This window comes from Mycetohabitans sp. B8 (assembly GCF_021991875.1).
GTDB lineage: Bacteria > Pseudomonadota > Gammaproteobacteria > Burkholderiales > Burkholderiaceae > Mycetohabitans.
Window position 1 is genome coordinate 230,570 of record NZ_JAHLKR010000008.1, and the last position, 25,803, is coordinate 256,372.

A 25,803-nucleotide genomic window follows, 5' to 3' on the forward strand; every position below is an offset into this window, starting at 1 on the left:
GTGATCGGACAGGGCTGCCGCGGTGGCCGTTCACAGTTGATCACGCAGCGGCAGGACGAAAAACAAGCCGGTGAGCACATTACGTGCAAGGCCGGCGTCCGGGTCGAAGTTATACGTGATGACATGCCCATCCTCGAAATCGGTCCAGATGAGCGGTGAAGCCGGCGCGCCGATCGCGCGCAACTGTGCCCGTTCCTCGGGCGTGGCCAGGCGCAACGGGTAGCTGAATTCTGGGGCGATCGCGCGTTCGAACAGCCGCGCCTGCTGCTCGGCGAGCACCTTGCTATGGATGAACAACGCCAATTCCGTATTCAAATGGACTGAGCGGGGGTCGAGGTTCATCGAGCCGATGACCAACGTCTCGCGGTCGATCACATAGGCTTTCGCGTGCAGGCTCGAGCGGGAGCGGGAGCCGCTTATGCCAGGCGTTACGCGGCCGTTGCGCACGGTTGACTTGAATTCGTAGAGCTGTGCGCCGGCGCGCAACAGCGGCTCGCGGTACGGTGCATAACCCGCCTGTACAGCGGGGGCGTCGGTCGCCGCCAGCGAATTCGTTAGTATCGCCACCCGCACGCCACGGCCGACCAATTGACGCGTCAATGCGACGACACTATCGTGGGGCACGAAGTATGGCGAAATCGCCAACACTTCGCTGCGCGCGGCAAGAACCTGCTCCAACAGGCGCTTGAGCGGCAAACTCTCATAGTGCCCGATCGGCAGCGTTGCCTTGCGCGGGGAATCTACCGCGAACTGCGCAGGTGCCCACGTCAGGCCCAACTGGCCGAGACGGATCTGCTGCGCGAGCGGTGCCGCGTTCAGCGGCCTCGCGCCGATTGCATCGGCCGTCTGCCGCCAGTGCCGGCGCAGCGCCACGCGCACCTTCTCGACATCGTCCGGATTGAAGCGCTGCCGGTTGAGCACTTTAAGCGGATAGGCCAGGTCGCTGTTCCAGTACTCGTCAAAGCTGGCCGAGATGCCGGTGACGATCGGGCCGGCGGCGAACACGTCCAGGTCCCGGAAGTTCAGGTCTGAGTTGGCGTTGAAGTATGCATCGCCAAGATTGCGTCCGCCGATGATCGCGATCTGGTTGTCGGCGATCATCGCCTTGTTATGCATCCGGTGTGTCAGCTTGTCCAGATTCGTCAGCAGGTTCGTTATTTTGTCCAACACGCCGGCCTTAGCGCACGAGAACGGATTGAACACACGAATTTCGATGCTCGGATGCAGGTTCAGCGCGGCCATCGTCTTGTCGATGTCCTTGAAATTCAAGTCATCGACCAGCATGCGTACGCGCACACCGTGATCGGCCGCGTAGAGCGCCGCAGCCAGCAGCAGCTTGCCGGTATTGTCTTCTTCAGCGATGTAGTATTGCAGGTCCAATGTGCGCGTGGCCGCGTGTGCGAGTGCAACGCGCATCTGCAGTGCGTCGGTGCCGTCGGCGAGCAAGCGGAATCCGTCCAAGCCGCCATGGGCCAACGAGGCCGCCTGCACGGCGCGCGACAGTGGCGTGACGGTGTCGCCAGACAGTGCATGGGTTATCGGCGCCGCACGCGCGTCAGCCTGTGGTAGATGCGTCGTGCAGCCGGCACACAGCATGGATGACATCGCGAGCAGCAGCATGGCCGGCAACATCGCCCGCCGCTGTGCCGCCGCGCCGGCCCCGGCCACGCGTGTTGCCGGGGCCGGTATGGTCTGTCGGCCGGTGTGCGCGTTCGCGCGGACGCCGCCGGTGCGATCCGCCACGCTGTTATGCCGCGGTGTCACGTCCGAGCGCCTGGCTTTTCCAGTAAAACCGGGCGACCATCAGGCACGCGACCGTGGCCAGTCCTGCGGCCAGGCCCCACCATAAGCCCCTCGCGCCCAGGTCCGCATGGAAGGCGAGCCAATAGCCAGTTGGATAGCCGATGCCCCAGTAGCCGGTGGCGGCCAGCAGCATCGGCACGCGCGTGTCGCGCAGCCCACGCAGGCAGCCGGCTCCGACGGTTTGTAGTCCGTCCACGATCTGGAACACGGCCGCCACCGTCAGCAGCGACGCGGCCAGCGAGATTGTCGCCGCATTGGACGGCTCATGCGGGTTCAGATAAAGCGCGATGATGCTGTGCGGCATCCACGTCATCACGGTGCCGCACGCCGCCATGAAGCCGGCTCCCAGCGCCAGCGCGACGATCCCGGCGCGGCGTGCCTCGACGGGATGGCGTGCGCCCGCCCAGTACCCGACCCGGACATTGGCGGCCTGCGCAATGGCCAGCGGCACCATGAAAGTGACCGATGCGACGTTCAGCGCAATCTGGTGCGCCGCGAGGGCGGCTGCACCGAGTGTGCCTACCGCCAGGCTTGTCGCGAGGAACAGCATCGTCTCGGCGGCGTACGTCACGGCGACCGGCCAGCCGACCGCGAGCAACTCGGACATCACGGACCAACGCGGGCGGCGCGAGCCGGCGACAAAGTGCCGGAATCGTTCGGGCAGGTGCAACAGCGCGAGCAGCACGAGCGCGGTTAGCCAGATCGTGATCGCCGTGGCCGCCGCGGAGCCGAGAAACCCCATGCGCGGCAAGCCCCACGCGCCATGGATCAACCCGTAGTTTAGGAAGCCGTTCAACACGACGCCCCCCACCGATACCCACAACAGCCGGCGCGCGGCGCCGATCGCTGGCAGGAACGCGCGCATCATGCCGATGCCGATCAGGCTGCCCAGTGCCGCCCAGCGCAACACGCGCGCGTATTGGCCGACATCTTCGGCCAACGCCGACGGCTGGCCTGCTATCACCAGCAGCGGTGTCGCGAAGCTCAGCAGCACGAACGCCGGCACCGCCAGCACCAGCGATAGCGCAAGGCCCGTCCAGTAGATTGACGGCACGCGATGCTCTGCCTGGGCGCCGCGCGCTTGTGCGACCGTCACGCTGACCGACTGGAGCACGCCTTGCAGCAGAGTCATGATGGTGAAAAATAGCATGGCGCCAAGTCCTCCGGCTGCCAGCGCGTCGGGCCCCAGCGAGCCGAGCAGGATTGTGTCGGTGACGCCCATCGCCATTTGCGACAGTTGCGCGATGGCGAGCGGCGCTGCCAGGCGTGCCGTCTCGGTCGCATGATGAGCGAGTGTAGGCTTGCCGTGATGGTGTACCGGCGTGTCCTGAGCAGTACCGAGATGGGTCATTGAAAGCGGATCGGAAGGTAATGGTTTATCTTAACAGCAGTCTATTGAGAAGAGCCCCGGTTGAGTGAGTCCGCAATACGAAATAACGGGGTCGGTCACCGGCTGTAAGCAAACGCTGGTAAGCAAAACGATAGGTAACAATCGAAACCGTGGCGAACCTCCTGCTCCCGCGCGGGTCAGTTCAAAGGCCTGACGCGTGCATGCTGTGCTAGGCTGTCGCGCACGGGCAGGCCGACAGGTGCGTGGGAGTGATTGCCCATGCGGCTTTGCGCCGTTTCATTGATCGACTTCATAGGGAGGCATCTAATGACTGCAATTCGTCAAATCCGTTGTATCGCGCTGGGCACCGCGCTGGTGGCTGCCACGGTTGCCGCTTTTGCACAAACGCCGGCTCAAGGCGGCGGCGAGACCACTGGCGCAGCCGTTGGCGTGGGCGCGCACGGCAGCGCGGATTCCATGGCGGGCAGCGGTGGCACGGGCACCAGCCAGCGTATCGTCGCGCCGAGTCACGTCGATCCGCTCGTGCAGAAGCGCGATACGGACGCAGCGGCCAACGCGCAGTACCGCGCCAACAAAAAGGCGCTCAAGCAGGAGTACCACAGCCAGTTGAAGGCAGCCAAGGAACAACGCAAGGCAGCCAAGCGGGATGCGGCCCAAACGCTCAATGAGCAATCGGGCGGCGCGGCAGCGGCCGACAAGGGCGCGCAAAACTAATCGGTATTGCGGGTTGCGCCGCCGTCGGCGGCGCGCGCCGGCCCGTCGTCTGCTGCTCCGACTTGCCTGGAGTGGCCTGGCATCGGCTCGGCGATTGCCGCACGAATCCTCGATGGGCTGGCGGTGCGTTTGATCCGTCGCTCGCATTGGCCGAATTCATCCTGCCCGCGTGTGGCCGGCGTTTGCCGCGCTGGTCGTCGATTTGCGCGCGCAGCACAGCGGCTGGCCCGGCGTGGCGTGCCCGATGTCGGCCACAGTAGGTTAGGCATCGAGCGCGGGTTACCTGAGCGGGATAGACTGCCCCTGCACCGATACAGCCGTCACGCTGTTCTTCGCACTGCCCGATACGACGCGATCGCTGTAGATCAAATAGACTAGCGTATTGCGCTTGCGGTCGACCACGCGCACGACATGCAATGTCTTGAAGATTAACGATATTCGTTCAATTCGGAAATTCGTATTGACGCTGCCGATCTCTTCTGCACCGGCTGTCGCGCCCCAGCACAGCAGCGCGGCGGTGGCTAGCGCGACACCCGTCGTTGTTCGCTTGATGCTTAAACAGGGCAAAGAACGTGAGGCCGATTAAAGTTACGGTCCCATAGAACGCCACGTGCCGATAGGCGCGAATACGCTGGCGGTCCAAGAGGTCTTCTTTAACCAGTTGCGGAATGTCCGGAGAGGTGCCTGCAGACAGATCGTCAGCAGGGGCGGTATCGGCGAAAAAAGCTGTTGACCATTTTCCTTTGGAAAGGACTCCAGTCGTGTCTTTGAGTCGTCGTGAGTCATAGCCATCTAAGTTTTTTAAGCAATATTTCATCGCGACGGTTGAGGTTTTGAACATACCTGTTAGCCGGTCCAAGTCCGTAATGTCGTACTTGGAAATGAGCCCATTGACAACTGCGGCTGGCATCAGGAGTTCTGCAGCAAATTTGTTCGCTTCTGCTTCAATTAGATCGTCGTTTGCAAGGGAAAAGTTCTCGGTGGAGTCTCGAAAACGAGGACCGTGATTCAGTGCAAAGTGACCGAGTTCGTGGGCAATCGTGAAGCGTTGACGCAGCGCCGGTTCGCTCGCGTTGAATTCGATTACCGGCTTCAATGGGTCGTCGAAGCTGAAGCATCCGGCCAAGCCTTAAGGGGGCGATTAGCAAACACTTGCACACCGACCGCGTTAGTAATCGCAATTGGGTCGACTGGAAGCTGTTGATTCCAATAGGATTTCAGATAGGCCTGCGCAGTGCGGGCAGGTCTATCAGATAGACTGTGTGCCTGCCATGCGCGTTGCGGTGCAGTAAATTGCGACTTGTAACACATGGCTCGCTCCAACAACGTGCTATTGAGGGGCAACGGCCAAGTTGGTGCAAGTATAACATTCAGCCGTCAGGCCACGGTCCCTATGCGATATCGGGCAAGAACGGCGGTTCTCAAGTTCGAATCCGTGGGAAGTCAGCAACAGACGGGTTTGACGAAATTGCTAGGCAAGATCGAAGGAGGAGGATTTGGCGAGGTTTTCCTATGAAGAATATTAGACACTGTCTAATATAAATAGGCTAACTGAAAGCAAAAGGGGTTGCATCTTCATGCAACCCCTTGATTTTCTTGGCTCCCCGACCTGGGCTCGAACCAGGGACCTACGGATTAACAGTCCGGCGCTCTACCGACTGAGCTATCGGGGAACAGTAGAGAAATGGAATTCTATGGGTGTTTTATCGTCTTGTCAACAGGTGGCGCGCAAAGCGTGATGTCATCGATCATCGCGCACCCGGCGCGCGCGCGTCGCGCTCATCGCTCAAGCAGCTTCAGCTTGTCTTTCACGTCTTTCCATTCCTCCGCGTCCGGTAAAGCAGACTTGGTCCTCGTAATGCTGGGCCAGTCCTTCGCCAGTTCCGCGTTCAATTGGATAAATTGTTGCTGGTCGCCGGGGACGTCTTCTTCCGCATAGATCGCATTGACCGGGCATTCCGCCACGCAAACCGCGCAATCGATGCACTCATCCGGGTCGATCGCGAGGAAGTTCGGACCTTCGCGAAAGCAGTCTACCGGGCATACGTCGACACAGTCGGTATAGCGACACTTGATGCAGCTTTCGGTCACAACGTGAGTCATTGAAGCTCCTGCACTCTGTGTATAGCGATGTGGGCACACGATGTAGCCACAGACGCCACCATTTTGCAAAATAACTATTGTAGCGCACCGCGTCGCCGCCTTCCGCCCGATGCTGTTATACACTTTGGTGATGTCTTTATATGCGGTCACGGTTGCTGCGTACGTGCCGTGGCATCGCTTGCGCTAACATCAACGTGAGGTGCCGCGCCAGACGGCCGTGGCCCGTCCGAGCTTCCGGCCTGTGCCTGGCTGTGCGACCATGATCATCACTTCGTTACTCGATACCGATCTCTACAAATTCACGATGATGCAAGTCGTGCTGCATCATTTTCCTGCCGCCAGCGTCGAGTACCGGTTCCGTTGCCGCACGCGCGGCATCGACCTGGTGCCATACGTGGACGAGATCCGGGAGCAGATCGGCCGCCTGTGCCAGTTGCGCTTCACCGACGACGAACTCGACTACTTGCGCCAGTTGCGCTTTATCAAGAGCGACTTCGTCGACTTCCTCGCGCTGTTCCAGCTCAACGACAAGTATATTCGCGTCTGGCCGTCGCCGAAGGCCAACGGTGAGATCGAGATCGTCGTGCGCGGGCCGTGGCTGCATACGATCTTGTTTGAGATCCCGGTGCTGGCGATCGTCAACGAAGTCTATTTCCGTAATACGCAGCGCTCGCCGGCGTACCACGAGGGACGCGAGCGGCTGACTGGCAAGATGGCGATGCTCGGCGCGAGGCCCGACTACGCTGATTGCAAGATTGCCGACTACGGTACGCGGCGACGCTTTTCGAAGCAGTGGCACGAGGAGGTCATCCTGACGCTGATGGCGGGGCTCGGCGAGCAGTTTGCCGGCACCAGCAATGTCTACTACGCGATGAAGCACGGGTTGACGCCACTGGGCACGATGGCGCACGAGTACCTGCAGGCGTGTCAAGCGCTGGGGCCGCGGCTGCGCGATTCGCAGATCTTCGGTTTTGAGATGTGGGCCAAAGAATACCGTGGCGATCTCGGCATTGCGTTGTCCGACGTTTACGGCATGAAGGCGTTCCTGCGTGACTTCGATATGTACTTCTGCAAGCTTTTCGACGGCGCGCGGCACGATTCGGGGGACCCGTTCGAATGGGGCGAGCAGCTATTGAAACACTACGAGTTGAATCGCTGCGATCCCCACACCAAGATCCTGGTCTTCTCTGATGCACTCGATATCCCGAAGGTGCTGCAGCTGTACGAGCGTTTTCGCAGTCGTTGCAAACTCGCTTTTGGCGTGGGCACCAACCTAACCAACGACCTGGGTTATTCGCCGCTGCAGATCGTGATGAAAATGGTCCGCTGCAATGGCCAGCCCGTTGCGAAATTGTCCGATTCGCCGGGCAAGAACATGTGCGACGATCCCGCGTACATCGCGTACTTGCGGCAGGTGTTCGAGATCGATATGCCATCGGAGGAGAGCCACTGAACCAGGTCAGGCCGGCACGCACCGGCGGCATGCACGCAGCGTCCCGCGATCGCACCGCACTGCGTCGCGCGGATGGCGTCCCACTGCAAGCTGGATGCCACCACGGCCATCGGGATCTTCGATGGCCATCCGGCCAATGGCCGCGCCGCGCTCGTCAGTATAGTGCGCCGGTATAATCTGCGCGAAGGCGTGGCCAACACGCTAACAGAGGAGCGCTACATGGACACTTCGGCGGCTCGCCGCAACATCATCGCTCGCCTGCGCGCGGCGCAGCGCCGGCCGGCGCTGCCTGCGGCGGTTGAGCGCGAGGCGCTCACCGACTATCTGGCGCGGCACTCGGCCGGCCCGCGTCCCGATCTGCCGGGCGATCTCGTCGAGCTGTTCGCCGTGCAATCGCGCAAGAGAGCGACCAGCGTCGCGTGCGTCGATGGGCCGCAGCAGGTGCCGGCTGCGGTGGCGGCCTACCTACACGAGCATAAACTTGCCACGACCGCAGTCGCTTGGGTCCGCGCTCGCTGGTTACGGATGGACAGATGCCGGCTGCCAACTCGAATTCAGAATGCCGCGCGACGGCGACTTGACCGGCATCCGAGTGCTTTTGCGCGGTGGCCGAGACCGGTATGCTAGCCCTGTTGTCGGGCGAGGACGCGTGCGTGTCGACGGGCCTGTTGCCGCAGACGCATATTGCGATCGTGCCGGCGTCGCGCGTCGTCGGCGGCCTTGAAGACGGGTTTGCCTTGATGCGTACCGCGCGCGGTCAACTTCATTCCAGGTCCGTCGCGTACCGGCGACATCGAACACACCATTGTGCTGAGTGCGCATGGTCCTGCTGCGTTCATGCAGTCGTTGTGCGTGACGCGTGATTTCTGTTTTTCCGATACGACACATGACGAGGTTTTTTGCCGTTCTGCCGGCGGGTGTAGTACTCGCCTGTATCCCGCTTGCCGCGTGCGCGGCCGACGTCGATGGCTCGCAATTAGGCCTGCATTGGGCACTGCCGTTTGCTGGCATGCTATTGTCGATCGCGCTGCTACCGCTGCTGGCGCCCACGTTCTGGCACCGCCATTTCGGCAAGATCGCGGCGGCTTGGGCGCTGGCATTCCTGGGGCCGTTCGCCGCGTCGTTCGGCACCGGCGCAGCGCTCGCGTCGCTGGCCCATGCCGTCATTGCCGAGTATGTGCCGTTCATCGTGTTGCTGGCCGCGCTGTATACGGTGGCCGGCGGCATCTGCGTGCGCGGCAATCTACATGGATCACCCGCGCTCAATACCGGCCTGATTGCGCTTGGCACGCTGCTCGCGAGCATCATGGGAACGACGGGCGCGGCAATGCTGCTGATCCGGCCGTTGCTGCGGGCCAATGACAATCGCCGGCATGTTGCGCATGTGGTGGTGTTCTTTATTTTCCTGGTTGCGAATGCGGGCGGCGCGTTGTCGCCGCTCGGCGATCCGCCACTGTTTCTCGGCTTCCTGAACGGTGTCGATTTTTTCTGGACGACTGTGCATTTGGCGTTGCCGGCCTTGTTCGTCACTGCCACGGTGCTGTCAGTGTTTTATGTGCTGGATAGCTATTATTTTAGGCGCGACGGCAACACCGGGCCGGCGCGGGCGGACCTGGCACCGGATTCGCGCGGCGTTGCGATCGACGGCAAAGTGAACTTTGGATTGCTGGCATGCGTCATCGTCCTGGTGCTGATGAGCGGCATCTGGAAACCTTGCGTGCAATTCGACATTTTCGGCGTGCCAGTCCAGTTGCAGAACATGCTTCGTGACGCCGGACTACTGGTCGTGCTGTTCGTGTCGCTGCGCGCGACGCCATCCTCCGCACGCGATGGCAATGGTTTTAGCTGGGCGCCAATCGATGAGGTCGCCAAGCTCTTTGCTGGCATCTTCGTGACGATTGCACCGGTGATCGCGATGCTGCACGCTGGACAGCGGGGCGTGTTCGCCGACGCGGTGCAGTGGACGCTGCAAGACGGCCAAGTGCCCTTGTACTTTTGGGTGACGGGGTTGTTGTCATCGTTTCTAGATAATGCGCCGACCTATCTGGTGTTCTTCAACATCGCGGGCGGCGACGCACAGACGTTGATGACGTCCGGTGCGTCGACACTCGCGGCGATTTCCGCTGGCGCGGTATTCATGGGGGCGAATACGTACATTGGCAACGCGCCAAACTTTATGATCAAGGCCATTGCCGAGTCGCGCGGCGTGCGCATGCCGAGCTTTTTCGGCTTCATGGGCTGGTCGGCCTGCGTATTGCTGCCGGTATTCGCGATGACGACATGGCTCTTTTTCCGGCATTGAACGTCGGACACAAACTTGAACTGGATCGGTGATGAAGCAAAAGGTTTGGGTGGCGCGGATGATCTTCCTGGACGTACTCGAAACGCTTGAGCAGTATTTCGATGTCGTCGTGAATCGCGACGACCGTCTGCTCACGCGCGACGAGTTGATCGCGCGCGCGGCGGACAAGAATGGCGCATTGACCTCGGGCGATCGCATTGACGCGGCTGTGCTGGCTGCCGCTTTGCGACTGAAGGGGGCGGCGAACATGGCGCTCGGCTATAACCACTTCGACATGGACGCGTTCAATCGAGCTGGCGTACTCGGCATCAATACGCGTGACGTGCTGGGGGCAATGCGCGCATGCTGACGATCATCTTGGCAGTCGCAGTGGCCGTATTGGCCGCTGCGTTACTTGTTGTCGCGGCCGCGATGCGGCAACGCGATGCCGACAACGCGACTGAGGCATCGCTGCAAGCGCTCACGGAGCGGATGCGCGAATTGGGCGACACGCACGCGCGCGCCCAGGAAAGGCTGGAGCGCGAGTTGCGCGCGGAACTGACTGAAAGCGCCCGCGTGTCGCGCGCCGATGCCGGTGCCGGCGTCACGCAGCTACAACAGGCGCTCGCGGCGCAACTCGCGAGTATCGCCACGGTGCAAAACAATCAGATTGACGGGTTCGCGCAGCAACTGGCCAAACTGACGCAAAGCAATGCGCAGCAACTCGATGCGTTTCGTTTGTCCGGCCAACAGCAGGCGCAACATGCGCGCGAGGAGCAGGCTGCTGCATTAAAGCGATTCGGCGATACGCTGAACCAGCAGTTGGCCGTGCTGTCGGAGAGCAACGAGCGACGTCTTGCCGAAGTGAGGGCGACGCTCGAGCGAAAACTCAAGGATATCGAAGCGAACAATGCGGCTAAACTCGATGAGATGCGGCGCATTGTCGATGAAAAGCTTCATGCCACGCTGGAGCAGCGTCTGGGCGAGTCGTTCAAGCTGGTGTCGGACCGGCTCGAGCAGGTTCATCGTGGTTTGGGTGAGATGCAGACGCTGGCAGCAGGCGTCGGTGACCTGAAGAAGGTGTTGACCAATGTCAAAACGCGCGGGACTTGGGGCGAGGTTCAGCTCGAGGCGCTGCTCGAGCAGATGCTCACGCCCGATCAATATGCGAAGAACGTGGCGACGGTGCCGCGCAGCAGCGAGCGCGTTGAATTCGCAATTCGGCTACCGGGCCGGGGCGACAGCGAGCACCGCAATGCGCAGCCGGTATGGCTGCCGATCGATGCGAAATTCCCTCGTGAGGACTACGAGCGGTTAATCGACGCACAGGATCGGGCTGATCCCCTGGGTGTCGAGGAGGCGGCCCGCGCGCTGGAGACACGCGTCAGGCTGGAGGCCAAGGCGATTGCAGACAAGTATGTGTCGCCGCCGCATACGACGGACTTTGCCCTTCTATTCCTGCCGACCGAGGGGCTCTATGCGGAAATCTTGCGCCGGCCTGGGCTGACCGACGCATTGCAGCGCGACTACCGGGTCACGATTGCCGGACCCACCACGCTGACCGCGTTGTTGAACAGCTTGCAGATGGGCTTCCGTACGCTGGCGATCGAAAAGCGCTCGAGCGAAGTATGGCAGGTGCTCGGCGCGGTGAAGACGGAGTTCGGCAAGTTCGGCGACGTCCTGGCAAAAACGAAGAACCAGCTTGCGACCGTTGCCCGGTCTATCGAACTGGCCGAAACTCGGACACGGCAGATGCATAAAAAGCTGCGTGACGTCGAGGCGCTACCTGGCGAACAGGCCGCCGAGCTGCTGGGCGATGACGGGCAAGCGCAAGCGACGCTAGACGACGGCAGCGAATAAGCCAGCGCGACCGTGGCAGAAGTGGATCGTCAGTTCGACGAAGCGCCAGGTGGCGCTGGCAGACCCGCGAGATGGTGCCGGGCCTCTGCGCTCGCGCGCACGACGCGCCAATCCGGTGGCTCGGTCGCGCCCAGCTTCGCATAAGAAGGTCACTGCCGGCGCGTTCCAGTCCAATACGGTTCACTCAAAGTGGTGCATTGCTGCGCGACGTCGAGCGTGGCCAGCACGTACAGCATTGGGGGCCAGTCCCGTGCCTCGCTGCGCCGGTTGCACGTATAGATCCTCCAGATGCAGGCCGCGTCAGCCGATGAAGCTGGTCCGAACAGCGCGTCGTGTAAGCCCGATTGGGTTGCCACGAAAACATCGATCCGTTTCTCGAACTGGGCCAGTTCGTGGGCCCGTGCGTGCATCGCAGACACGTCGGCCGGTGTCGCATGGCGGATCGTCGTGTCCTCCGACAGCGTGGCCAATGGCGAAGTCATGCCTCCTCGGGTGCATCGGAGAGCACGATCTCGATGCCGCCGAAGCGCGATGCTACCCAATTGTATGCGTGACAGGCGATCCATAGCAGGACGAAGCCAAGCACGGCGTTGAGTATCAACGCGCTGAACACCGTTGATAGCTCAACGCGGCCGTAGCGCACGAATGCCACTAGCACGCCGAGCAGGACGATCGGCACGCTGAAGGTCAGGTACACGAAGATCAACGCCTTGGCGGTTTGCCCCGGGGCAATGTGCGAGATTTGTTTTTTCATATCGAAGCGTTGGCGGTCATTCGCGAAAAAGGGGCGCGGGGCGCACGCGGAAATTGTATGAGAACGTCGAGTATGCGTGAGATGAGTCCGTCAAAAGTTAGAGCGATCCGTCAAAAGGCCAGCACACCTCGTCAAAAGGTGAGGTCAGTCTATCCAAGGCCAGTTCAGCCTATCAAAAAGCTAGATCAGTCTATCCAAGGCCAAATCAGCCTATCAAAGGCTAGATCAGTCCGTCAAAAGGCATGATGTCGACCGTGTCGCCCGCGGCCACCGGCCCTCGTTGATGATCCAGAATAACAAAACAATTGGCGTCGCTCATCGAGCGTAGGATACCGGAGCCTTGTGCGCCGGTCAGTGCGACTTCCCAGCGTCCGTCGTCGCGCCGGCGCGCGACGCCTCGCTGATATTCGGTCCGTCCGGGACGTTTGCTGATCGGGTCCAGCGCGCTCGCTGTGATCAGCGGCACGGGCCGGGGCAGCGCACCGGTCATCGAGATCAGCGCGTCGCGCACGATCTGATAGAAGGCGACCATCGTGGCAACCGGGTTGCCCGGCAAGCCGAAGTAGAGCGCATCGTGGCCTTCGCCCACGCGCCCGCTCGACCAGATGCGGCCAAATGCGAACGGGCGTCCCGGCCGCATCGCAACACTCCAGAATGCGACGTCGCCTAGCCGGCCCATCAGTTCCCGCGTGTAGTCCGCGTCGCCGACCGACACGCCACCGGAACTGAGTACGACGTCCGCTGCTGCTGCCGCGTTGCGTAGCGCTGCTTCCAGCGCGTGCCGGTCGTCGGGCACCACGCCGAGATCGATCACCTCCACGTTCAGGCGGCGCAGCATCCCGTACAGCGTATAGCGATTGCTGTCGTATACGCATCCGGGCGCAAGCGGTTGCCCGAGCGAGCGCAATTCGTCGCCGGTCGAAAAGAAGGCGGCACGCAGGCGGCGCCGGACCGGTACTTCGCCGAGCCCGAGCGAGGCGAGCAGACCTAGGTCGGACGCGCGCAGCACACGTCCGGCCAACAGGGCCGCATGTCCGCTGCGCAGATCTTCGCCGGCGCGTCGGCGGTTGGCACCGCGGGCTAGCGCGGCGGCCGAGAATTGGACCGATCCGTCGATGTCGAGTGCAACCCGCTCCTGCGGGACCACGGTATCGCAGTCGGCCGGCAATATCGCGCCAGTCATCACACGGATGCAGTCGCCGCTGCGTACCCGTGCATCGTACGCGCGTCCGGCCAGCGCCGTGCCCGCCACGCGCAATCGAATCGTTCCGCCGCGCTCAAGGGCGGCGCCGTCAAACGCATAGCCGTCCATGGCGGAATTGTCGTGTGCTGGTACGTCCAGCGGCGACACCACGTCTTCAGCCAGCACGCGGTCCAGCGCGTCACGCAGTGCGAGTCGCTCGATGGTGGCCACCGGCGTTGCCCACTGGCGCACAATGGCCTGGGCGGCATTTACTGGCAGTGCGTTCGGATCATAGTCGGCGATACAGCTTGCGATTGTTTGCAGCGAGGTCATGGCATGGAACGGCGAAAACGGGGCAGGCACAATCGGACAAGGGACGCCGGGCACGCTCATCGCTCGATGTCCGGCCGCTCGAGTTCGTATAATTCTTGCAACGAGTTGACATTGTAAAACGCGCGCTCGTCGGCGAAGGGTACTCGTACCGCCATGTGGCGTGCGTACCACGCGCGCACCCGGCGCTCGCCCTGGGTCAACTGTGTTGCCAGATCGCCTGCCAGTCCGGCGCGCAGCAGCGCAAATACAAAATGAGCGTGCCCGGCTGCCGGTATGTCGGCCGACGACGGGGGCGTGGCGGGCGTACCCGGCGCAGTTGCATCGGGCGATGCGGTGCATACATAGGCGATCGGTGCGTGCGTGACTTCCAGCGCCTGGGCAAGGCGCTCCGCCAGGTCCAGCGGCACGAACGGAGAATCGCATGGCGCGACCAGCAGCGCGCCGTGCCTTAGCGCCTGGCGCTCGAGCGCATACAGCCCTTCGAGAATGCCGGCCAGCGGGCCGAGGAAATCGGGCGTGGCGTCCGTCAGCACCTGATCGGCAAACCGGGCATACTGGTCAACATGGCGATTGGCACTGACCATCAGGTGCGATACCTGTGGCCGTAAGCGCTGTGCGACATGCTCGACGAGCGGGCGCCCATGCAGCAGTTGCAGCCCCTTGTCCTGTTCACCCATCCGCGTACCGCGGCCGCCAGCGAGAATCAGTCCGATGGTATTGGCGCGCGAAATCACGTGCGGATTACAGTGTGCATCGGCTTAGCCGCCGATATACGACATTTCGACGCGCGGACCGCCAGCGGCTTGCCCTCGCAACTGCGAATAGCGGTCCTCGCGGGCTTGCCACAGCCGCGCGATCGCATCGGCGATCTGTTCATCGGAGACGCCGCCGCGCAACAGCGCGCGCAGATCGTGACCTGTGCCGGCGAACAGGCATAAATACGCGTTGCCGTCAGTAGACAGCCGTATGCGCGTGCAACTGGAGCAGAAGGCGCGCGTGACGCTGGAGATCACGCCGATCTCCCCGGCGCCATCTGCGTATTGCCAGCGTTGCGCGGTCTCGCCCGGATAATGCGCGTCCAGGGGCACAAGCGGCCAATGCGCGTTGATTTGGTCGATGACGTCCGCGGACGGCAGCACTTCAGTCATGTTCCAGCCATTGGAACGGCCCACGTCCATATATTCAATGAAGCGCAATACGGTGCCCGATCCGCGAAAATGTCGGGCCATCGGCACGATTTCGCTGTCGTTGGTGCCGCGCTTAACGACCATGTTGATTTTCAGCGGGCCAAGACCTGCCGCGTGCGCTGCTTCAATTCCTTCCAGCACGCTTGAGACCGGGAAATCGACGTCGTTCATGCGTTTAAACAACGTATCGTCCAGTGCGTCGAGGCTGACTGTCACGCGTGTGAGTCCGGCGTCTTTCAGCGCACGCGCCTTGCGGGCGAGCAGTGCGCCGTTCGTCGTCAGCGTCAGATCGAGCGCCCGCGCGTCAGGCGTGCGCAACGCGGCAAGGCGTTCGATCAGACGTTCGAGATGCTTGCGCAACAACGGTTCGCCGCCGGTTAGGCGGATCTTCTCGACCCCCTGCGTAACAAACAGCCGCGCCACGCGCTCAATTTCCTCAAAGGTCAGCAGCGCGCTGTGGGGCAGAAACGGGTAGTCATGGCCAAAAACGGTTCGCGGCATGCAGTACACGCAGCGAAAATTGCAGCGGTCGGTGACCGAGATACGCAGGTCGCGCAGCGGACGAGCGAGCCGGTCGACGACAGACCCGCGCGGTGCTCCAGGGGCGCTCGAGAACGCCGGGACTGCGCTTAGTTCGTTCAGCGGGATGACACGTCGATTCATGGTTGCCGCGCAAGCCAGTTTAGCCAAGGAGAGGCCAGGTTCAACTAACGATTTTATCCGAATGCGCCGAGTACGGCGTTGCTGGGACGCAATGTCCTCAATGTCCTATATGGCGGCGGCGATGATCGGTGGCAGGGCGCCCCGCGAGACCGCCGGATAACCGGGAAGGGCCAATAAAAAGCCCTCGCCAAGGCGAGGGCCCTCGATTATGCGCCGCTAAGCGGCGCACGACGGGTGCGACGTGCCCGTCCGGTTAGACCCCGTGTTGGGTCTCGACCTGCTGCATCGGTTCCGTGGACTGCGGCGGCAACGGCTTGCGTTCACGGCCGCTGCGCAACGGCTCCTGGGCAGCTTGCGCGGCCTGCTGTGCCGCGCGCAGCTTGTCGGCATCGGTGTTGACCCATACCAGTCCGGCGGACTCCAGGATCGGTGCCAGCGTGTCGATCGACAGCGTGCCTGCCGACGAAGCCGTTGAGACGGGCGTGGCGACCGGAGCCGGTTCGTCGGCGTTGCGCGGTTGGGATGGCACTGCTTGCGCACCCGCCGGTGTGCTGCCGACGGCGGCTTGCCCATGGCCCGCTCCGGCGCGGCCGGTTACCGTGTCGTCTGATTGCACGGCCAGGACCTGAGCCGACGCAGCCGACGCGTGGGGGGGCGCTGGCATCGCCGATGTCGGCTCGTCTGGCCTCTGCGGGCTTACCGGTGTCGGTTCATCACCTCGTATCGGTGCCGGCTCGTCGCGTCGTACCGGCGCTGATCCGAGCGGCTCCGGCTCCGCCGTCGCGGCGGTGGTCACCACCGTTGATGCCACCGACGGCTGAGGAAGGCGCGTTTGCTGCCGTGTGACGTCGCCGGTGACGCTGGGGACTGTACCCAAGTCATGCGTCGGCTCGACGACTCGCGGCTGCGCCGCGACCGCAGCCGGTTGTGCGGGCGTGGCTACGGGCACCTGCGCCGTTTCCCGGTGTCCGCCAGCCTCGTCGGTTTCCCGCGGCGCGGGGGAGCGGGCCGCGGCGTGCTTGTCTGCCGCTCCTGATCCTGGCACTGGCGCGTACTCGTACTCGCGGGCCGTTACTGTGTCACCTGTCGTCGCGGCGGAGGTGCCAGACACGGCGTCCGGCCCAGTGGCGCCCGTTTCGCCTTCTCCTTCGGCCACGTCTGCGGCATGAGTTAGGTTGACGCCATCCTCGTCGCGTTCGCGGCGACCGCCGCGGCGTCCGCGCCGGCGGCGCCGCCGCTCCTCGCCATCACGCCCGAGATCGGTTTCCGGTGCCGCGCTGGCACCCGGCGCCGCTGCCTGACCCTGTTCGACTCCCTGCTCGTCGTGCAGCGACTCGACCGGCGGCTGCTCGAGCTGCTTGCGCTCGCCACGATCAACGCGCTCGTGGCGTTCACCGCGTTCGCCCCGATCCGCACGCTCACCGCCACGCTCACCCCGATCCGCCCGTTCGCTTCGTTCGGCGCGCTCGCCCCGCGCCGCCTCGTTGCGGTCACGGCGCTCGCCGCGCTCGGTACGCTCGAAACGCGGTGGCCGTTCGGTGCGCGCCGGTTGCTCTGCGTCCACGCGGACATCGGCCTGCCGCTCCTGACGAGGGGCTCGCGTATCACGGGCGCTCCGCTCGTCCCGCGTATCGCGTTCATCGCGACGCGGCCCACGGCCCGGTTGAGCATTGACGTCGCGTGGCGCCGCGTCACGGCTACCGGATTGCGGGCCGCGCCGATGGGACCGGTTGCGCTCCGAGCCTTGACGCGCCTCGCCGCCGGCACGTTCGCGCGCCGGCCTTGTCGGCGTGGCCTCGACGGTGGCCTGGGCCGGCGGGGCGGGAGGCTCGCCACTGAAGATGCGCTTGAGCCATCCGATGAATCCGACACTTGCCGCGGCCACCGCGGCTGCCGCGGCCGGTGCGCTCGATTGGGCTTGTGGCACCGGGCGTGGCGCGGCGCTGGGCGCCGGCATGTCCCGCGTAATGCCCTTGACGGCGGCTTCCTGCTTCGGCTTCGTGTCGCCGTCGCGCTTGCTGTAGCCGGTTTCCGATTCCAGCTCGCGCGCCGCTTCTTCGGCCATGCGCCACGACGCGCGCGGCTCGTCGAGTCGCACGTCGTCATGCCGCAGCCGCTCGAGCTTGTAGTGCGGCGTCTCGAGGTGCTTATTAGGAATCAGCACCACGTTGACCTTGAAACGCGATTCGATCTTATTGATTTCCTGGCGTTTTTCGTTCAACAGGAAGGCGGTCACCTCGACCGGCACCTGGCAATAGATTGCCGCGGTGTGCTCCTTCATCGCTTCTTCTTGAATGATCCGCAGCACTTGCAGCGCGGACGATTCGGTGTCGCGGATGTGGCCGGTGCCGTTGCAGCGCGGACAGGTCACATGGCTGCCCTCGGACAGCGCCGGACGCAGCCGCTGACGCGACAGCTCCATCAGGCCGAAGCGGGAGATCTTGCCCATCTGGACCCGGGCGCGGTCGTGCTTAAGCGCGTCCTTGAGCCGTTGCTCGACTTCACGTTGGCTCTTGGTCGCCTCCATGTCGATGAAGTCGATCACGATCAGCCCACCCAAGTCGCGCAGCCGCAACTGGCGCGCCACTTCATCGGCCGCCTCCAGGTTCGTGCGCAGCGCTGTTTCCTCGATGTCGGCGCCCTTAGTCGCCCGGGCCGAGTTCACGTCGATGGCCACCAACGCTTCCGTGTGGTCGATCACGACGGCGCCGCCGGAGGGCAGTGGCACGGTGCGGGAATAGGCGGTCTCGATTTGGTGCTCGATTTGGAACCGGGAGAACAACGGCACGTCATCATGGTAGCGCTTGACCTTGCCGAGATTGTCCGGCATCACCACTTCCATGAACGCGCGAGCCTGATCGTGGATATCCTGTGTATCGATCAAGATCTCGCCGATGTCGGGCTGGAAGTAATCCCGGATCGCGCGGATCACTAAGCTCGATTCCAGATAGATCAACAGTGGCCCGCGCGTGCCGTTCGCCGCTGCCTCGATCGCACGCCACAATTGCAACAGGTAGTTCAAGTCCCACTGCAGCTCTTCGGCGCAGCGACCGATGCCCGCGGTGCGTGCGATCATGCTCATACCGTCCGGCAATTCGAGCTGCGCCATCGTTTCGCGCAATTCCTGCCGGTCATCGCCCTCGATGCGTCGCGACACGCCGCCGCCGCGTGGATTATTGGGCATCAGCACCAGGTAGCGGCCGGCCAACGAGATGAACGTGGTCAGTGCAGCGCCCTTGTTGCCGCGCTCCTCCTTTTCGACCTGGACGATGAGTTCCTGGCCTTCGTGCAGCGCGTCCTGAATGCGCGCGGAGCGTATTTCGACGCCATCCTTAAAATACTGTCGGGCGACCTCCTTGAATGGCAGAAAACCATGACGATCCTCGCCATAGTTGACGAAGCACGCCTCGAGCGACGGCTCGATCCGCGTGACGACGCCTTTGTAGATATTGCCTTTACGCTGTTCGCGCCCGGCGGTTTCGATATCGATGTCGATCAGCTTCTGCCCATCGACGATCGCCACGCGCAGCTCTTCCTGCTGCGTCGCGTTGAACAACATGCGTTTCATTGAACGGCTCCAGTGCGGCTGCGCGTCCCGCCACGGTCCAGAGTAGAACCGGAACGGGCAGCGGCGCGCCGCCTCTTTTTGTCAAAAAAAGCACGCTGGAGCGGGAAACTCTGGCTGGGGAGAATTGCCTTGACCGGAACGCGCGCCAACCAAGGCGCGGCGTGCCGCGGGCACCTGCGAATAGGCCAAAACCACGGCAAAACACGGCGGTGCAGCCGCGCATCGCGCAATCGAAGCGCGTGACGCGCGGCATCAAACCGTACGATGCACTGCTGCCGGCGGGCCGCCGTCACACAATAAATACGCGGGCGAACCGAGTCCTGCGCGGGTGCGCGGACCATTGGCGCCGTGGCCCGGGTGTCTCGCTCGTTCGCGCGCGCTGTCTCGATCCGACTGCTGCGCGCGTGTTATTCGCAATCCGTCCAGCCCGTGCGTGCCACGTCGACCGACGTAGCGTGCCGTGAGCTGAACACAAAAAATTCTTTATGACCAAAATTTCCGTTACCGGCTTGCCGTCGACGATGCCGAATCCGCCTGTGGGCGATATCCCTGCGCCGTGCAACGACGTGCGTGCAACTTGCTGCTCTCGCCTTCCAGGCGAGCAGCCGGCCTGGGGTGCAAGGTAGAATAACGCATAGGGCGCTTGCACCGAAACAGCCCGTCGCTTGCCGGGCGGGTCGCCACCGGCGCACGGGCTGTCTGACAAATTATATGCAGAATGAATGAGTTAGGCAAAATATCGCAAAAGGGTGCAGCCGCCGACCGTGTTTCGTGGCTGAACGTGGACGACGCGTCAGCCGGCCAGCGCATCGACAATTTCCTTCTGCGCGTATGCAAAGGGGTGCCAAAAAGCCATATTTATCGGATTTTGCGAAGCGGCGAAGTGCGGGTCAACAAAGGCCGGATCGACGCCTCGTACCGGCTCGAGCAGGGCGATATCGTGCGCGTGCCGCCGATACGGGTGGCACAGCCGGCTGGCTCCCCGGTGAGTGCGCCGGCTGCGACGTTCCCAGTGTTGTATGAGGACGACTGCCTGATCGCGCTGGACAAGCCGGCCGGCATCGCGGTGCACGGCGGCAGTGGGGTGAGTTTTGGCGTGATCGAGCAAATGCGCGCCGCGCGTCCTGCTGCCCGCATGCTGGAACTGGTCCACCGGCTCGACCGGGAAACGTCCGGTGTGCTGTTGCTGGCCAAGAAGCGCGCTGCGCTCGTCAGTCTGCACGAGCAGATCCGCGAGGGCCGGCTGGATAAGCGCTACCTGGCGTGCGCGCGGGGCGCGTGGCCCGCGCACTGGGGCGTGCGCCGCGCGGTGAAGGCGCCGCTGCACAAGTACTTGACCGCCGACGGCGAGCGGCGGGTTCGCGTGCAGCCCGACGGATTGGCCTCGCATACGGTCTTCAACCTGCGCCGGCGCCTGGGCGACTATTTATTGTTGGAGGCGGAACTGAAGACTGGCCGGACCCATCAGATCCGGGTCCATCTCGCGCATCTGGGCTTGCCGATCGTCGGTGACGACAAGTATGGGGATTTCTCGTTGAATAAGGATCTGGCTCGTCCCGGCGCCCGGCCGGGGCTGCGCCGGATGTTCCTGCATGCGTGGCGGCTGAGCATTAAGCACCCGACCAGCGGCACGCCGCTAGCGTTCGAGGCGCCGCTGCCAGCCGAATGCGGTGATTTTTTGCAACAATTGACGGATACATTGAGCGCGGATGACACGCAAACAGTTTGACTTGATCGTGTTCGACTGGGACGGCACGCTGATGGACTCGACCGCGCACATCACGCGTAGCATCCAGCGCGCGTGTTGCGACCTCGACTTGCCAGTGCCGGACGCGTTGTCGGCGAGCTATGTCATCGGGCTGGGGTTGCGCGACGCGCTGCAAATCGCCGCGCCCACGCTCGATCCGATCGATTATCCACGCCTTGCGCAGCGCTACCGTTTCCATTACCTGAGCGGTGATCCGCATATCGAGTTGTTCGCCGGCGTGCGCGAGATGTTGGACGAATTACGCGGCGCGGGCTATCTGCTCGCAGTGGCGACCGGCAAATCGCGGGTCGGGCTGAACCGCGCGCTAGACTCGGTCCGGTTGATGACGATGTTCGATGCGACCCGCTGCGCGGACGAGACGTTTTCAAAGCCCCATCCGGCAATGCTGCATGAATTGACACGGGAATTGGGGCAAGGTGCCACGCGTACCTTGATGATCGGCGACACGACGCACGACTTGCAGATGGCGGCTAACGCCGGGGCTGCCGCCGTGGCGGTATCCTATGGCGCCCATCCAGCCGAGCAACTGGTCAAGTTGGAGCCGCGCTTTTGCGCCGCCGACGTCACGTCGCTGGCCGATTGGCTGCGCGAGCACGGATGATCGGCGCGCACGACTATGGGATGACCGAGGCGCGAGTGGATGTCCGTCGTCGCGTCGAGCCGGGGTTTTCACAGAAATTGCGCTGACCTCATGCAACCTGTTCTGATTTGCGCTTCGCACGAACTTGCCGAACGCGGCCGCGGCATCCGGTGCGCCGCGCTGGCAGGCGGTGCGCCGGCAACCGTTTTTTTTGTCCGCTACAACGGCGTGGTCCACGGCTATCTGAACCGGTGCGCGCATGTGCCGATGGAGCTGGACTGGGCCGAGGGCGAGTTCTTTGAAAGATCGCGCTTATACTTGATATGCGCTACGCACGGCGCAATCTATGCGCCCGACACCGGGCACTGTGTCGGCGGCCCCTGCCGTGGCGGCCGGCTGCGCCCGCTCCAGGTTCAGGAGCGCGACACGGCCAATGGGCCAGCCGTCTTTTGGTTGCCCGACGATGAAATCCGACCTCTTTCCCTTGAAGCAGGACCTGATTGCGCATGACCGACTATTCGACTGACGACAACCCGCGAACCTCTACGCCCGCCCAGCGGGAACGAGCCGATGCCGCCGGCCGCACGCCCGCCGATTGGCAGCGCGATGCGCTCGAGCGCGTCGCGCTGGCGGCCATCCGCGAGCAGCGGGCGGCGCGCCGCTGGCGGATTTTTTTTCGCGGCGCGTTCCTCGCTGCGTTGATCGTGCTCACTTGGAGCGTGTTCAGCCTGTCGGGTGAACGTTCGGCTTCGGCCGGACGCCATACGGCGCTGGTTTCACTGGACGGTGAGATCGCGACGAACTCGAATGCGAGCGCGGAGAACATCGATACCGCGTTACAGAATGCCTTCGACGACTCGCATACCGCCGGGGTGATCCTGCGGATCAACAGCCCGGGCGGCAGCCCGGTGCAGGCCGGCATTATCCACGCTGAGATCCGCCGTTTGCGCAACAAGTATCCGTCCAAGCCGCTGTATGTAGTGGTCGAGGATATTTGCGCATCGGGCGGCTACTACGTGGCGGCCGCTGCCGACAAGATCTACGTCGACAAGGCCAGCATCGTCGGCTCGATCGGCGTGCGGATGGACGGGTTCGGCGTCACCAGGCTGATGGACAAGCTCGGTATCGAGCGCCGGATGCACACGTCCGGTGAGAACAAGGGGTTCTACGATCCGTTCTCGCCCGAGAGCGACAAAATGAAGCAGCACGCGCAGCGCATGCTGGATGATATCCATGCGCAGTTCATTGCCGCGGTGCGGCAAGGTCGGGGCAAGCGGCTGAAGGAAACGCCGGACGTGTTCTCCGGGTTATTTTGGACCGGCGACAAGAGCGTCGAACTCGGGCTGGCCGATGGATTCGGCAGCACCGACTATGTCGCACGCGAGGTCATCAAGGCACCGGATATCGTCGACTATACGGTCAAGGAAAGCATCACCGATCGCGTCGCCCGCAAGTTCGGCGCGGCGGTCAGTGGCGCGGCGCTTCGTGTGCTGGCGCTCGACGCCGCGCCAAGCATACGCTAAGTCTGGCTGTCATCTTGGGGCGTTGGGCCGTGGACCGGGCACAGTCCTCACAGCCCTGCCACGTATTGACTTGGGATAGACACGCGGGGCCCGGACGGCCCCGCGCGTCGGTCGCTGTCAGTTCGCCAACATCAGAAAAATGGCCGCTCGTTTGTGCAGTTCGATTCGCTCCTTGCGCCACGCCGACACCGGCCGGGTGACGATTTGTTCATCGGGTAGCGTCAAATCGACGGCCACGCACACGAGCGTGTCCGGCGCGCACGCGCCGGACAGCGCATCGAGCATCGCACGGTTGCGATAAGGGGTTTCGATAAAAATCTGTGTTTGCCGGGCCCGGCGCGACTGTTGCTCTAGCTCGCGCAATTTCTTCGTGCGTTGCGCGGCATCCACCGGTAGGTAGCCGTGAAAGGCAAAGCTCTGGCCGTTCAAGCCGGAGCCCATCAACGCTAGCAGGATCGAACTGGGTCCGACCAGTGGCACGACCCGAATGCCGCGCTCATGCGCCCGGCGCACCAGCAGCGCACCTGGATCGGCCACAGCCGGACACCCGGCTTCTGACAGCAGCCCGCCGTCGCGACCTGCGATGATCGGCGCGAGCAGCGCATCGATTGCGCTCGCCGGCGTGTTGACGTTCAATTCGCGAATCTCGATGTCCTGGATCGCAAGCGTGCCACCCGTTTTTTTCAGGAACGCTCGCGTGCTTTTCGCGTTTTCGCCGACATAATAGGTCAGCCGCGCCGCGAGCGCGCGCACGGGTTCGGGCAGCACGTCCGCTAGCGCAGCGGCGCCGCCCAACGCATTGGGCACCAGGTACAGCACGCCGGTCATCGCCCTTGCTCCGGTGCTTCGGATGCAGCGTCGGCGGTGCCCAACAGCATCACGCCGGCCTGGCGCAGCATGCCGGTCAGCGCGATCAGCGGTAGGCCGATCAAGGCTGTGGGGTCGTCGCTCTCGACTGCCTCGAGCAAGGCGATCCCGAGCCCTTCCGACTTAGCACTGCCGGCGACGTCGTAGGGCCGTTCCAGCTGCAAGTAAGCGTCCAGTTCCGTATCAGACAAGTTGCGAAAGCGTACCCGTGTGATGACGTCCGCGCAGCGTGCGGTGTTGTCGCGCGGGTCATAGAGGCACAGCGCCGTGTGAAACTCGACGTCGCGCCCGCGCATTGCACGTAGCTGCTCGAGTGCGCGCGCATGGTCTCCAGGTTTGCCGATCTGCCGGCCGGCGAGCGTGGCAACCTGATCCGAGCCGATGACCAGCGCATCGCCGCTGCGCGCAGCCACGGCGCGGGCCTTGGCCTCGGCCAGTCGCAGGGCGGTGGCAGCCGGCGCTTCGTGCGGCAATGGCGTTTCATCGACGGCGGGTACGTCGACGTCGAAAGTCACGCGCAACCGCTCGAGCAGAGCACGCCGGTACGGGGAACTGGAAGCGAGAATCAGCCGACGCGCGGCGATTGGAGTGGATATGGGTTGCATGGGCGGAAGCGGTCCGGGAATGTGTGATTTGACCACGGCCGGCACCTGACGCGTGGCGCGAACGCGCGCGGTGCTGGTTTAAGTGTTTGACTCGTAAAGACAAAAGCGATATGATACTGGGCTTTTCATCGGCGCGGTCTATAAACGTCGCGGTGCGGTGGCCGGCGATACCGGCTGCGCCTGTGGTCGGGATGGCGTGAGAGGAGGCTCAGATGGCGGAGTCAACGGACAAGCGAGGCGCGTCGACTGGCCGTGCGGCAGCGCTTAACCTGCATGCGCTGGACCTGTTCGAGTTTGTGCGAACCGGTCGGCAAGCGGCGGGACAGTTCGACGTCGGCGAGTTGGCCCGGCTGTCAGCCGAAGTGCCCGCCGACGCGGTGACGCTCGATGATTATGATCCAGCGTTGCGCTGGCAGGCGCAGGGTGGATCGGTGCGCGAACTGCGGCCCGATGGCACCGTGCTCGACGAGCCGTACCTGCGGGTGGCCGTGCATGGCGCGATCTGGCTGCGGTGTCAACGTTGCATGGAGCCGTTTCGCGTGCCACTGGACATCGATGCCGAATACCGGATCGTCGAGAGCGACGACGAGGCGGATGAACGCGCGCTCGACGACACGTCGTTTGATGTGATCGTAGGTTCGCGCCAGTTCGATTTCGTCGAGTTGATCGAGGAAGAATTGTTGTTGTCGTTGCCGCTGGTGCCCAAGCATGAGGTCTGCACCCAGATACACGAGAGCTTGGTGACCGGCGCGGCGGGCGAGCATGCGCGCGATCCCAGCGATGAGGCTGGCGAATCGCCGGCCGGTGACGAAGCGCGACGCGAGCATCCGTTCGCCGCGCTCGAGGCGCTCAAGGGTGGCGGATCGAAGTCCGGGCCGACGCATTGAGTGGGCGGACGCGATCCAGAGGACAGGCCGGTCGCGCCGGTCTGTCCTTAGCTGTCTGGCAGGTGGTGGGTGGCGCGTGGGCCTGTGTTAAAATTGACGAAATTTTTCTGGAGTTACCATGGCAGTTCAGCAAAACAAGAAGTCGCCGTCGAAGCGCGGCATGCACCGCTCGCACGATTTCCTGGGTGCCGTGCCGCTGGCCGTCGAGCCGAGCACCGGCGAAGCCCATCTGCGCCACCATATTAGCCCGAACGGCTACTATCGCGGCAAGAAGGTCGTCAAGGTCAAGAACGACTAAGTGCCTGGCGGCAATGGTCGCC

General features: G+C 63.2%; 22 protein-coding genes, 1 tRNA gene and 3 pseudogenes. 12 read left to right on the top strand and 14 right to left on the bottom strand.

Annotated features, from left to right (window positions below; translation table 11 throughout):
• Window positions 1-30: 30 nt before the first annotated feature.
• Together KQH60_RS03585 and KQH60_RS03590 are read right to left on the bottom strand one after the other, a co-directional pair.
• Window positions 31-1,596, bottom strand: coding sequence for a phosphatidylserine/phosphatidylglycerophosphate/cardiolipin synthase family protein (locus tag KQH60_RS03585; protein ID WP_237575303.1), 1,566 nt, complete (start codon window positions 1,594-1,596; stop codon window positions 31-33).
• Window positions 1,597-1,747: 151 nt separating this feature from the next.
• Entirely contained in the window at window positions 1,748-3,154 is a 1,407-nt protein-coding gene (locus KQH60_RS03590) for an MATE family efflux transporter (protein ID WP_237575192.1), read from the bottom strand.
• Window positions 3,155-3,460: 306 nt separating this feature from the next.
• Between KQH60_RS03590 and KQH60_RS03595 the strand changes: the two genes are divergently transcribed.
• Complete coding sequence (locus KQH60_RS03595; protein WP_237575193.1) at window positions 3,461-3,868, top strand: hypothetical protein; 408 nt, start codon at window positions 3,461-3,463, stop codon at window positions 3,866-3,868.
• A 279-nt stretch (window positions 3,869-4,147) separates the two neighbouring features.
• Here KQH60_RS03595 and KQH60_RS03600 read toward each other — a convergent pair whose 3' ends face one another.
• From KQH60_RS03600 to fdxA, 4 genes are all read right to left on the bottom strand, one after another.
• Window positions 4,148-4,420 carry a CreA family protein gene (locus KQH60_RS03600; protein ID WP_237575304.1) on the bottom strand — a complete coding sequence of 91 codons (273 nt, stop codon included), beginning with the start codon at window positions 4,418-4,420 and terminating at the stop codon, window positions 4,148-4,150.
• The gene (locus KQH60_RS03605; protein ID WP_255779021.1) at window positions 4,311-4,994 is read right to left on the bottom strand and encodes an ImmA/IrrE family metallo-endopeptidase; all 684 of its coding nucleotides are present in this window, start codon (window positions 4,992-4,994) and stop codon (window positions 4,311-4,313) included. Before KQH60_RS03605 ends, KQH60_RS03600 begins: the two co-directional genes overlap by 110 nt.
• Window positions 4,995-5,465: 471 nt before the next feature.
• A tRNA-Asn gene (locus KQH60_RS03610) sits at window positions 5,466-5,541 on the bottom strand.
• Between the two features lie 106 nt (window positions 5,542-5,647).
• Window positions 5,648-5,971, bottom strand: coding sequence for a ferredoxin FdxA (gene fdxA, locus KQH60_RS03615; RefSeq protein ID WP_237575195.1), 324 nt, complete (start codon window positions 5,969-5,971; stop codon window positions 5,648-5,650).
• Between the two features lie 259 nt (window positions 5,972-6,230).
• Between fdxA and pncB the strand changes: the two genes are divergently transcribed.
• The 5 genes and pseudogenes from pncB to rmuC all read left to right on the top strand — a co-directional run bounded on the left by pncB (window position 6,231) and on the right by rmuC (window position 11,565).
• The gene (gene pncB, locus KQH60_RS03620; RefSeq protein WP_237575196.1) at window positions 6,231-7,424 is read left to right on the top strand and encodes a nicotinate phosphoribosyltransferase; all 1,194 of its coding nucleotides are present in this window, start codon (window positions 6,231-6,233) and stop codon (window positions 7,422-7,424) included.
• 219 nt (window positions 7,425-7,643) lie between these two features.
• Window positions 7,644-8,287: pseudogene (locus KQH60_RS03625) on the top strand (lactate utilization protein C).
• 23 nt (window positions 8,288-8,310) lie between these two features.
• A complete protein-coding gene (locus KQH60_RS03630; protein ID WP_237575197.1) occupies window positions 8,311-9,726 on the top strand; it encodes a sodium:proton antiporter in 1,416 nt (471 codons plus the stop codon).
• 31 nt (window positions 9,727-9,757) lie between these two features.
• Window positions 9,758-10,054: pseudogene (locus KQH60_RS03635) on the top strand (D-glycerate dehydrogenase); the annotation flags it as partial.
• 83 nt (window positions 10,055-10,137) lie between these two features.
• Entirely contained in the window at window positions 10,138-11,565 is a 1,428-nt protein-coding gene (rmuC, locus tag KQH60_RS03640) for a DNA recombination protein RmuC (protein ID WP_237575305.1), read from the top strand.
• Window positions 11,566-11,594: 29 nt separating this feature from the next.
• On the opposite strand, the pseudogene KQH60_RS03645 reads toward rmuC, so the two are convergent.
• From KQH60_RS03645 to KQH60_RS03670, 6 genes and pseudogenes are all read right to left on the bottom strand, one after another.
• Window positions 11,595-11,975: pseudogene (locus KQH60_RS03645) on the bottom strand (GNAT family N-acetyltransferase).
• Window positions 11,976-12,043: 68 nt separating this feature from the next.
• The gene (locus tag KQH60_RS03650; protein WP_237575198.1) at window positions 12,044-12,319 is read right to left on the bottom strand and encodes a hypothetical protein; all 276 of its coding nucleotides are present in this window, start codon (window positions 12,317-12,319) and stop codon (window positions 12,044-12,046) included.
• A gap of 220 nt (window positions 12,320-12,539) precedes the next feature.
• Window positions 12,540-13,835: a gephyrin-like molybdotransferase Glp gene (gene glp, locus KQH60_RS03655; protein WP_237575199.1), complete on the bottom strand. Its 1,296-nt coding sequence runs from the start codon at window positions 13,833-13,835 to the stop codon at window positions 12,540-12,542.
• Between the two features lie 56 nt (window positions 13,836-13,891).
• The gene (mobA, locus tag KQH60_RS03660) at window positions 13,892-14,512 is read right to left on the bottom strand and encodes a molybdenum cofactor guanylyltransferase MobA (RefSeq protein ID WP_237575306.1); all 621 of its coding nucleotides are present in this window, start codon (window positions 14,510-14,512) and stop codon (window positions 13,892-13,894) included.
• An 81-nt stretch (window positions 14,513-14,593) separates the two neighbouring features.
• Window positions 14,594-15,685: a GTP 3',8-cyclase MoaA gene (gene moaA, locus KQH60_RS03665; protein WP_237575200.1), complete on the bottom strand. Its 1,092-nt coding sequence runs from the start codon at window positions 15,683-15,685 to the stop codon at window positions 14,594-14,596.
• Between the two features lie 253 nt (window positions 15,686-15,938).
• On the bottom strand, window positions 15,939-19,253 hold the full coding sequence (locus KQH60_RS03670) for an Rne/Rng family ribonuclease (RefSeq protein WP_237575201.1): 3,315 nt from the start codon (window positions 19,251-19,253) through the stop codon (window positions 15,939-15,941).
• A gap of 718 nt (window positions 19,254-19,971) precedes the next feature.
• Here KQH60_RS03670 and KQH60_RS03675 point away from each other — a divergent pair.
• The 4 genes from KQH60_RS03675 (at window position 19,972) to KQH60_RS03690 (ending at window position 23,124) form a co-directional block, all read left to right on the top strand.
• Entirely contained in the window at window positions 19,972-20,982 is a 1,011-nt protein-coding gene (locus KQH60_RS03675; protein ID WP_237575202.1) for an RluA family pseudouridine synthase, read from the top strand.
• A complete protein-coding gene (locus tag KQH60_RS03680; RefSeq protein ID WP_237575203.1) occupies window positions 20,963-21,622 on the top strand; it encodes an HAD-IA family hydrolase in 660 nt (219 codons plus the stop codon). The genes KQH60_RS03675 and KQH60_RS03680 overlap by 20 nt, the downstream gene beginning before the upstream one ends.
• 90 nt (window positions 21,623-21,712) lie before the next feature.
• The gene (locus tag KQH60_RS03685) at window positions 21,713-22,111 is read left to right on the top strand and encodes a Rieske 2Fe-2S domain-containing protein (RefSeq protein ID WP_237575204.1); all 399 of its coding nucleotides are present in this window, start codon (window positions 21,713-21,715) and stop codon (window positions 22,109-22,111) included.
• Window positions 22,108-23,124, top strand: coding sequence for a S49 family peptidase (locus tag KQH60_RS03690; RefSeq protein ID WP_237575205.1), 1,017 nt, complete (start codon window positions 22,108-22,110; stop codon window positions 23,122-23,124). Before KQH60_RS03685 ends, KQH60_RS03690 begins: the two co-directional genes overlap by 4 nt.
• A gap of 117 nt (window positions 23,125-23,241) precedes the next feature.
• Here the strand turns inward: KQH60_RS03690 and KQH60_RS03695 are convergent, their stop codons facing one another.
• Together KQH60_RS03695 and KQH60_RS03700 are read right to left on the bottom strand one after the other, a co-directional pair.
• The gene (locus tag KQH60_RS03695; RefSeq protein WP_237575206.1) at window positions 23,242-23,952 is read right to left on the bottom strand and encodes an SAM-dependent methyltransferase; all 711 of its coding nucleotides are present in this window, start codon (window positions 23,950-23,952) and stop codon (window positions 23,242-23,244) included.
• The gene (locus tag KQH60_RS03700) at window positions 23,949-24,596 is read right to left on the bottom strand and encodes a Maf-like protein (protein ID WP_237575207.1); all 648 of its coding nucleotides are present in this window, start codon (window positions 24,594-24,596) and stop codon (window positions 23,949-23,951) included. The genes KQH60_RS03695 and KQH60_RS03700 overlap by 4 nt, the downstream gene beginning before the upstream one ends.
• A gap of 212 nt (window positions 24,597-24,808) precedes the next feature.
• Here KQH60_RS03700 and KQH60_RS03705 point away from each other — a divergent pair, with 212 nt between their 5' ends.
• Both KQH60_RS03705 and rpmF read left to right on the top strand, forming a co-directional pair.
• Window positions 24,809-25,483, top strand: a complete 675-nt coding sequence (locus KQH60_RS03705) for a DUF177 domain-containing protein (protein WP_237575208.1) — start codon at window positions 24,809-24,811, stop codon at window positions 25,481-25,483.
• Window positions 25,484-25,601: 118 nt separating this feature from the next.
• Window positions 25,602-25,781 (top strand): 50S ribosomal protein L32, encoded by a 180-nt coding sequence (rpmF, locus tag KQH60_RS03710; protein WP_237575209.1) that lies wholly within the window; start codon window positions 25,602-25,604, stop codon window positions 25,779-25,781.
• The last annotated feature ends 22 nt before the right edge of the window (window positions 25,782-25,803 follow it).

Bases quoted from the DNA above. Each gene is read 5' to 3' on its own strand.
- KQH60_RS03585 (WP_237575303.1), bottom strand. From the start codon at position 1,596: ATGCTGTGTGCCGGCTGCACGACGCATCTACCACAGGCTGACGCGCGT.
- KQH60_RS03590 (WP_237575192.1), bottom strand. From the start codon at position 3,154: ATGACCCATCTCGGTACTGCTCAGGACACGCCGGTACACCATCACGGC.
- KQH60_RS03595 (WP_237575193.1), top strand. From the start codon at position 3,461: ATGACTGCAATTCGTCAAATCCGTTGTATCGCGCTGGGCACCGCGCTG.
- fdxA (WP_237575195.1), bottom strand. From the start codon at position 5,971: ATGACTCACGTTGTGACCGAAAGCTGCATCAAGTGTCGCTATACCGAC.
- pncB (WP_237575196.1), top strand. From the start codon at position 6,231: ATGATCATCACTTCGTTACTCGATACCGATCTCTACAAATTCACGATG.
- KQH60_RS03630 (WP_237575197.1), top strand. From the start codon at position 8,311: ATGACGAGGTTTTTTGCCGTTCTGCCGGCGGGTGTAGTACTCGCCTGT.
- rmuC (WP_237575305.1), top strand. From the start codon at position 10,138: ATGCGGCAACGCGATGCCGACAACGCGACTGAGGCATCGCTGCAAGCG.
- KQH60_RS03650 (WP_237575198.1), bottom strand. From the start codon at position 12,319: ATGAAAAAACAAATCTCGCACATTGCCCCGGGGCAAACCGCCAAGGCG.
- glp (WP_237575199.1), bottom strand. From the start codon at position 13,835: ATGACCTCGCTGCAAACAATCGCAAGCTGTATCGCCGACTATGATCCG.
- mobA (WP_237575306.1), bottom strand. From the start codon at position 14,512: ATGGGTGAACAGGACAAGGGGCTGCAACTGCTGCATGGGCGCCCGCTC.
- moaA (WP_237575200.1), bottom strand. From the start codon at position 15,685: ATGAATCGACGTGTCATCCCGCTGAACGAACTAAGCGCAGTCCCGGCG.
- KQH60_RS03670 (WP_237575201.1), bottom strand. From the start codon at position 19,253: ATGAAACGCATGTTGTTCAACGCGACGCAGCAGGAAGAGCTGCGCGTG.
- KQH60_RS03675 (WP_237575202.1), top strand. From the start codon at position 19,972: ATGAATGAGTTAGGCAAAATATCGCAAAAGGGTGCAGCCGCCGACCGT.
- KQH60_RS03680 (WP_237575203.1), top strand. From the start codon at position 20,963: ATGACACGCAAACAGTTTGACTTGATCGTGTTCGACTGGGACGGCACG.
- KQH60_RS03685 (WP_237575204.1), top strand. From the start codon at position 21,713: ATGCAACCTGTTCTGATTTGCGCTTCGCACGAACTTGCCGAACGCGGC.
- KQH60_RS03690 (WP_237575205.1), top strand. From the start codon at position 22,108: ATGACCGACTATTCGACTGACGACAACCCGCGAACCTCTACGCCCGCC.
- KQH60_RS03695 (WP_237575206.1), bottom strand. From the start codon at position 23,952: ATGACCGGCGTGCTGTACCTGGTGCCCAATGCGTTGGGCGGCGCCGCT.
- KQH60_RS03700 (WP_237575207.1), bottom strand. From the start codon at position 24,596: ATGCAACCCATATCCACTCCAATCGCCGCGCGTCGGCTGATTCTCGCT.
- KQH60_RS03705 (WP_237575208.1), top strand. From the start codon at position 24,809: ATGGCGGAGTCAACGGACAAGCGAGGCGCGTCGACTGGCCGTGCGGCA.
- rpmF (WP_237575209.1), top strand. From the start codon at position 25,602: ATGGCAGTTCAGCAAAACAAGAAGTCGCCGTCGAAGCGCGGCATGCAC.